At 44.5% G+C, this 6,011-nt stretch carries 6 protein-coding genes, 1 tRNA gene, 1 rRNA gene and 1 other RNA gene; 5 read left to right on the forward strand and 4 right to left on the reverse strand.

Annotated elements, in window-relative coordinates:
* Position 1: 1 nt before the first annotated feature.
* Together bcp and ABNS49_RS06155 are read right to left on the reverse strand one after the other, a co-directional pair.
* Positions 2–457: a thioredoxin-dependent thiol peroxidase gene (gene bcp, locus ABNS49_RS06150; RefSeq protein ID WP_135980978.1), complete on the reverse strand. Its 456-nt coding sequence runs from the start codon at positions 455–457 to the stop codon at positions 2–4.
* A 476-nt stretch (positions 458–933) separates the two neighbouring features.
* A tRNA-Ala gene (locus ABNS49_RS06155) sits at positions 934–1,009 on the reverse strand.
* A gap of 85 nt (positions 1,010–1,094) precedes the next feature.
* Between ABNS49_RS06155 and smpB the strand changes: the two genes are divergently transcribed.
* Together smpB and ssrA are read left to right on the forward strand one after the other, a co-directional pair.
* On the forward strand, positions 1,095–1,550 hold the full coding sequence (gene smpB / locus ABNS49_RS06160; protein ID WP_135980977.1) for an SsrA-binding protein SmpB: 456 nt from the start codon (positions 1,095–1,097) through the stop codon (positions 1,548–1,550).
* 34 nt (positions 1,551–1,584) lie between these two features.
* Positions 1,585–1,967, forward strand: a transfer-messenger RNA (tmRNA) gene (gene ssrA / locus ABNS49_RS06165).
* A 138-nt stretch (positions 1,968–2,105) separates the two neighbouring features.
* Here the strand turns inward: ssrA and ABNS49_RS06170 are convergent.
* Positions 2,106–2,387: a hypothetical protein gene (locus tag ABNS49_RS06170; RefSeq protein WP_135980976.1), complete on the reverse strand. Its 282-nt coding sequence runs from the start codon at positions 2,385–2,387 to the stop codon at positions 2,106–2,108.
* Between the two features lie 294 nt (positions 2,388–2,681).
* Between ABNS49_RS06170 and serC the strand changes: the two genes are divergently transcribed.
* The 3 genes from serC to ABNS49_RS06185 are packed head-to-tail and all read left to right on the forward strand — an operon-like array spanning position 2,682 to position 5,706.
* Positions 2,682–3,764, forward strand: a complete 1,083-nt coding sequence (serC, locus tag ABNS49_RS06175) for a 3-phosphoserine/phosphohydroxythreonine transaminase (protein WP_135980975.1) — start codon at positions 2,682–2,684, stop codon at positions 3,762–3,764.
* Positions 3,765–3,770: 6 nt separating this feature from the next.
* Positions 3,771–4,934: a phosphoglycerate dehydrogenase gene (locus ABNS49_RS06180; RefSeq protein ID WP_135980974.1), complete on the forward strand. Its 1,164-nt coding sequence runs from the start codon at positions 3,771–3,773 to the stop codon at positions 4,932–4,934.
* The gene (locus ABNS49_RS06185; RefSeq protein ID WP_135981020.1) at positions 4,924–5,706 is read left to right on the forward strand and encodes a histidinol-phosphatase HisJ family protein; all 783 of its coding nucleotides are present in this window, start codon (positions 4,924–4,926) and stop codon (positions 5,704–5,706) included. Before ABNS49_RS06180 ends, ABNS49_RS06185 begins: the two co-directional genes overlap by 11 nt.
* A gap of 97 nt (positions 5,707–5,803) precedes the next feature.
* Here ABNS49_RS06185 and rrf read toward each other — a convergent pair.
* A 5S ribosomal RNA gene (rrf, locus tag ABNS49_RS06190) occupies positions 5,804–5,918 on the reverse strand.
* Positions 5,919–6,011: the final 93 nt, after the last annotated feature.

Below are 6,011 nucleotides of genomic sequence, written 5' to 3' on the forward strand. Positions count from 1 at the left end.
TTTATTCTATGCTTTTCAACATGCGCTGCGGATCTTCGCCCGGTTTCACTTTCTCAAACGCTTTTTCGATGATTCCATTTTCATCAATCAAATACGTGCTGCGAACGACGCCCATATACTTTTTTCCGTACATGGACTTTTCCTTCCATACGTCATAGGCTTCGATCACTTCGTGATCCGGATCCGACAGCAGCGGGAACGGAAAACCGTATTTTTCCTGAAATTTTTTATGCGAGCTCACGCTGTCTTTTGAAACGCCGAGCACGATTGCGTCTTTTTGGGTAAACTGCGGATACAAATCCATGTACGCGCACGCCTGCTTCGTGCAGCCACTTGTATTGTCTTTTGGATAAAAATACAAAATGACCTTTTTCCCTCGCAAATTCGATAGTTTGATTTCGTTTCCGTCCTGATCTTTCAAAGTAAAATCCGGTGCCGGGCTTCCTATTTCCAACATAGAATATTCTCCTTTATTTCCTCTATATTACCATCTTTTGTCTAAAAAGAAAGAGCTTTCACCACGGAAAGCCCTCTTTGTTATTGTCAAACGACTTTTCAAAACCATATTTTCATCGCTCTTTGTTCCTTCTGCATCGGATCTCTTTGCTGTCCTTTTGGATTGACGCTTTACCGGTCGTCATGCCATTTACTTGTCATTCCGCGTTCGTTCTACCTTGATTTCATACACCGTTTCGCTCGCGTATTTTTGATCCGTCTTGCCCATTTTATCGTCTTTCGTTGACGGGGAACACTTCTGAATTGTCGTTCGACCCACATAGATCGTTCTATGTGTTAACCACTTTTTACATTTTCATTTTAGCACGAATCGCGAAAAGATCCGCGCAGATGGAAAAACAAGTCGAAAAAATGGATTTTTAAACAAAAAAAAACGAACACACTCTTTCATCCGAATGTGTTCGATCTGTTTTCAAATGGTGGAGCGTAGGAGGATCGAACTCCTGACCCCCTGCGTGCAAAACAGGTGCTCTCCCAGCTGAGCTAACACCCCACATCTGTTATTATTTTAACGTAAATCAAAAAAAAATCAAGCCCAAATGTGTTAAAATTATCCCATACAACATCAGGAGGCGAATATGAGTACCTATAAGACTATTGCCGAGAACAAAAAAGCCCGGCACGACTATGAATTATTTGACCGGTACGAGGCGGGCATCGAATTAAAAGGAACCGAGATCAAAAGCATCCGCAAAGGCAAAGTGCAAATGAAAGACAGCTATATTTCCTTTCACAACCAGCAGGCGTATATCAAGGAAATGCACATCTCACCGTATGAGTTTGGCAATCGCTTCAATCACGACGAAACAAGAGAGCGCCGGCTTCTGCTGCACAAAAACGAGATTTTAAAACTGGCTCAGGCGGTCAAGATCAAAGGCTATACCATCGTGCCGGTGAAGATGTATATCGCCCATGGCTTAGCGAAGATGGAGATCGCGCTGGCAAAAGGAAAAAACCTTCACGACAAGCGGGAATCTCAAAAAGCGAAAGACGCCAAACGGGAAATCGAAAAAGCGATGAAATATAAATATTGACACTCCGGAGCGAATTCTGTATAATATCCGGAACGGGGGTGTTTTTGGCATTCGATAAGTAAGTGTTTGGATCCAACCACAGCCGTGAAGGAACACGTTAAAACCACTTAATTTTAAACGCTAAAACTAGAATTGCTAATGTATTTGGTGCAAACCAAAGCATGGCTTTTGCTGCCTAATTTAGACTAAGTTTGTCTTGCAGCCCGGATCCGCGAGTTTGCTTTCTTATAGCGGATCACGTGTCAAACAAAGAAGATCGGAATAAGTGTGGATCTGTTCCTTATTCCTAAAAACGCAGATCAAAACCTATGCTGGTTCTGTCCACCGATCGCATAGGATATATAGATGGACTAAGCTGTAAACGTTGGATCGTGGAGCCTTGCTTAGACAGGAGTTCGATTCTCCTCACCTCCACCAAAGTAAATAACGTCCTTGATGAAAGGATTTTCGATATTCAAGCCTTGGAAACAAGGCTTTTTTTCATTGGAAACGAAAAAGCCGCGATGCGTCCGGTTTCACATCCGGCCATTGCGGCTTTTTCTGTTTTATTTCACTTTATTTTTTCGTTGCTTCGCTGACTTTGTCCTTGACGGCTTGAATCGCGTCGCCCGCTTTGTCTTTTGCGACATTGAGTGTAGCGGCCGCCTGATTTTTCGCGTCTTCTACGCCATTTTTCAAATCTTTTTTCGCTTTCTCAGCGCTGTCTTTCAAATTGCGTTCCGCTTCTTTGGCGTCGTGTTCCGCTTTGACTTTCGCCGCTTCCTTTTCTACATCGTCTTTCAAATCTTCCCAGCCTTCTTTAATGTCTTCCGCTGCTTTTTTAAAAAAATCTGCCATTTGATTGTCCTCCTTGTATGCGAGTCTGCTGACTCTTATATTCTTCTAATCCCATCATATGGGAAACAGAAAGAGGAAGCAAACGCGATGCAACCCTGAAAATCCTTTGAAATGAATTGAAACAAAAATATTCCATTTTCTTAAATTTTCACCATTTTCTCCCACGATTGTTTATTGACAAGAAACATTTGCCTATATTTTTTGAACGAATCCCCTTGCAATCTCTCGAAAGAATCGTATAATGATTAATATTATGAAAGGAAAGGTGGATACAGTTCACCAAGGTGAAAAAATATGACACGTGTTTACAATTTCAGTGCAGGCCCGGCCTGTTTACCTGAGTGGGTCTTAAACAAGGCCAGCCAGGAAATGCTGGATGCTCACTCAAGCGGGATGAGCGTAATGGAGATGTCCCACCGATCCAGTGAATTCGAAAACATTTTGAATACGGCGAAAGATAGGCTGCGTCGTTTAATGGACATTCCTGAAGATTACGAAATCTTGTTTTTGCAAGGCGGGGCTTCTTTGCAGTTTTCAATGGTTCCTATGAATTTATTGAAGCACAGCGCGGACATTATCAATACAGGCCAATGGACAAAAAAAGCGATTGCCGAACATAAAAAGCTCGGCGATACCCATGTTGTCGCCTCCAGCGCGGAAGATAATTTTACGTACATCCCAAAAATCAAGCAAGAGGATTTGAGTCCGGACAGCGATTACGTTTACATTTGCGAAAACAACACGATCTACGGCACAAAATATAAAACGCTGCCTCCGCATGACGGAAAGCTTTTGGTGGCGGATATGTCGAGCTGCATTTTGAGCGAGCCTGTCGATGTCAGCCAGTACGATTTGATTTTTGCCGGCGCGCAAAAAAACATCGGGCCGGCTGGCGTGACTTTGGTCATCATTCGAAAAGACTTGCTGACGGAAAACGAAGCGCTGCCAAGCATGCTCAACTATAAAACCTACGCGGACAACAACTCCATGTACAATACGCCGCCAACTTACGGCATTTACGTGTGCGGGCTTGTCTTTGAATGGCTGGAAGAGCAAATCGGCGGTTTGGAGGCGATGGAAAAAATCAACCATCAAAAAGCGGCTTTGCTTTACGATTACATCGACCAGTCCACGTTGTACTCCAATCCTGTCGCCAAAGAAGACCGCTCGTATATGAACGTCCCGTTTGTCACCGGCGATAAGGATCTGGATGCGAAATTTGTGAAAGAAGCCAAAGAAGCGGGTTTTGTCAATATCAAAGGTCACCGCAGCGTCGGCGGTATGCGCGCCAGCATTTACAACGCGATGCCTGTCGAAGGCGTGGAAGCGCTCGTTGATTTTATGAAAAAATTCGAAAGCGAAAATACGAAGGGATAAAAAGCTATGTATAAAATTAAACTTTACAACAATATCGCTCAAAAAGGACTGGATCGTTTTAACGACCAGTTTGAAGTCGGAACGGATGTCGAGGCGGAAGACGCGATTATCGTCCGTTCCGCCAACCTGCACGACTTGGACTATAAAGATACGCTAAAAGCGATCGCACGAGCCGGTGCGGGTGTGAACAACATCGACTTGGATGCGTGCACCCAACGAGGAATCGTCGTATTCAACACGCCCGGAGCCAACTCCAACGCCGTAAAAGAGCTCGTTTTTGCCGGCTTGCTTCTGGCTAGCCGCGATATTTACCACGGCATTGAATGGTGCAAGACGCAAGCCGACAACGACAATTTGGCGAAAGATGTGGAAAAACAAAAGAAAAAATATGCCGGCAACGAGATTACCGGAAAAACGCTCGGCGTTGTGGGCCTTGGCGCGATTGGTATTCAAGTCGCCAATCTGGCTCTTCGTTTCGGGATGCAAGTCGAAGGATACGATCCATATATTTCTGTCGACAACGCGTGGAGCATGTCGCGATGGGTCAACCATGTGAAGGATGAAAAAGAATTGTTCTCCACGGCCGATTACATCACGCTTCATCTGCCTTTGATGGATTCGACGAAGAACACCATAAACAAAGACACGTTGGCTCTCATGAAAGATGGCGTGAAGATTTTGAACTTTGCCAGAGGCGGTCTTGCCAACGATGAAGATATGCTGGAAGCGCTCAATAGCGGAAAGGTCGCTGTCTACGTGACCGACTTCCCTTCGCCGCTTTTGGCCAGCCATCCAAACGTAGTCCCGATTCCGCATCTTGGTGCCAGCACCGACGAATCGGAAGAAAACTGCGCGATCAAAGCGGCGGATGAAGTAATGGAATATCTCATGAACGGCAACATTATCAACTCGGTCAACATGCCAAACGCGTCGGCACCTTTTAGCGGCAGCTACCGGATTTGCGTGATGCACGACAACAAGCCGAAAATGATTTCGCAAATTACAGACTGCCTGGCGCAGGAGGATGCGAACATTGAGAATTTGCTGAATAAGTCAAAAAAAGAAATCGCCTATACGATTTTGGATCTCGATCACAAAGCCTCGAAAGAGTCGATTGAGAAAATGAAAAAAATCAGTGGCGTCCATCGTGTGGAAGTGTATGAAAAATAATATAGACGGCCATGTTCATTTAGAAAACGGTCCGCTCACAAAAGAATATGTTTGGGAATTTGTTCGAAGTGCGCAAAAACAGGGAATCACAACATTACATATTTTAGATCATACCCATCGCTTTTTCGAATTTCGCGACATGTATCGAGGCGTCTGCCAAAGTGCCGACGTCCAAAAGCAATGGTTCGAAAAAAAACAAGTTAACTCCATTCGAGAGTATCAAGCCTTGATTGAGGAAATGAAAAAGGAAGACTTTCCGATTACGGTCAAATTTGGTTTGGAAGTATGCTACAGCCCGGAAAATGAAGAGTTTCTTCGTCGTGCCTTATCCTCCTATCCGTACGATTTTCTCGTTGGAAGCGTGCATTCCATTGACGGTCTCTTATATGATATGGATGCGTTCTCCAAAGAACTTCTTTGGGAAAAACAGGATCCGTCCACGATTTACCGTCGTTACTTCGAGCGACTGCAAGCGGCGATTGAATCGGATTTGTTTACACAAATCGGTCATCCGGACGTGATCAAAATGTACAATTACGATCCGGGCTACGATCTCGTCCCGACTTACCAACATCTTGCGAAAACGGCCAAAGAACACCATGTAAAAATGGAAGACAACACCGGAGCCCATTATCGCTATCACCATGCCGATGTTGGCTTGAATGAAACGTTTCGTTCCATTTTACAAAAAGAAGGTGTGGCCATCGTTTCTGCAAGCGATGCGCATTATCCAAAAGATGTTGCTAAAGATTTTGACCTCCTTCCGGAATAGAGTATTGCTCTATTCCTTTTTTATCCCAATGATGCAGAGATAAAAAGGTGAAGCACCACTTTGCTTCACTTTTTTGTTTGCCAAATAAAAAAAAAGAGCCGAGCAACGTCCTATTTTCGCAGGCGTCTTGCCAACTATCTTCGGCGCTCGAGAGCTTGACTTCTGTGTTCGGCATGCTTGACAGGTATTTCCTCTCCGCTCTTGCCACTCGTTCTCTTCTCTTTTCCTGTTCGATCTCTCAAAACCAGAAACACGCCTTCTTTCTCTTTCCACAACCCCTTGGTCTTGGCAAGTCATGGGCTCTG

The organism is uncultured Dubosiella sp. (genome assembly GCF_964018005.1).
GTDB classification, from domain to species: domain Bacteria; phylum Bacillota_I; class Bacilli_A; order Erysipelotrichales; family Erysipelotrichaceae; genus Dubosiella; species Dubosiella muris.

What these genes read in the sequence shown, in the direction of transcription:
- bcp (WP_135980978.1), bottom strand. Translation starts at nt 457, where the DNA reads ATGTTGGAAATAGGAAGCCCGGCACCGGATTTTACTTTGAAAGATCAG.
- smpB (WP_135980977.1), top strand. Translation starts at nt 1,095, where the DNA reads ATGAGTACCTATAAGACTATTGCCGAGAACAAAAAAGCCCGGCACGAC.
- ABNS49_RS06170 (WP_135980976.1), bottom strand. Translation starts at nt 2,387, where the DNA reads ATGGCAGATTTTTTTAAAAAAGCAGCGGAAGACATTAAAGAAGGCTGG.
- ABNS49_RS06185 (WP_135981020.1), top strand. Translation starts at nt 4,924, where the DNA reads ATGAAAAATAATATAGACGGCCATGTTCATTTAGAAAACGGTCCGCTC.
- ABNS49_RS06180 (WP_135980974.1), top strand. Translation starts at nt 3,771, where the DNA reads ATGTATAAAATTAAACTTTACAACAATATCGCTCAAAAAGGACTGGAT.
- serC (WP_135980975.1), top strand. Translation starts at nt 2,682, where the DNA reads ATGACACGTGTTTACAATTTCAGTGCAGGCCCGGCCTGTTTACCTGAG.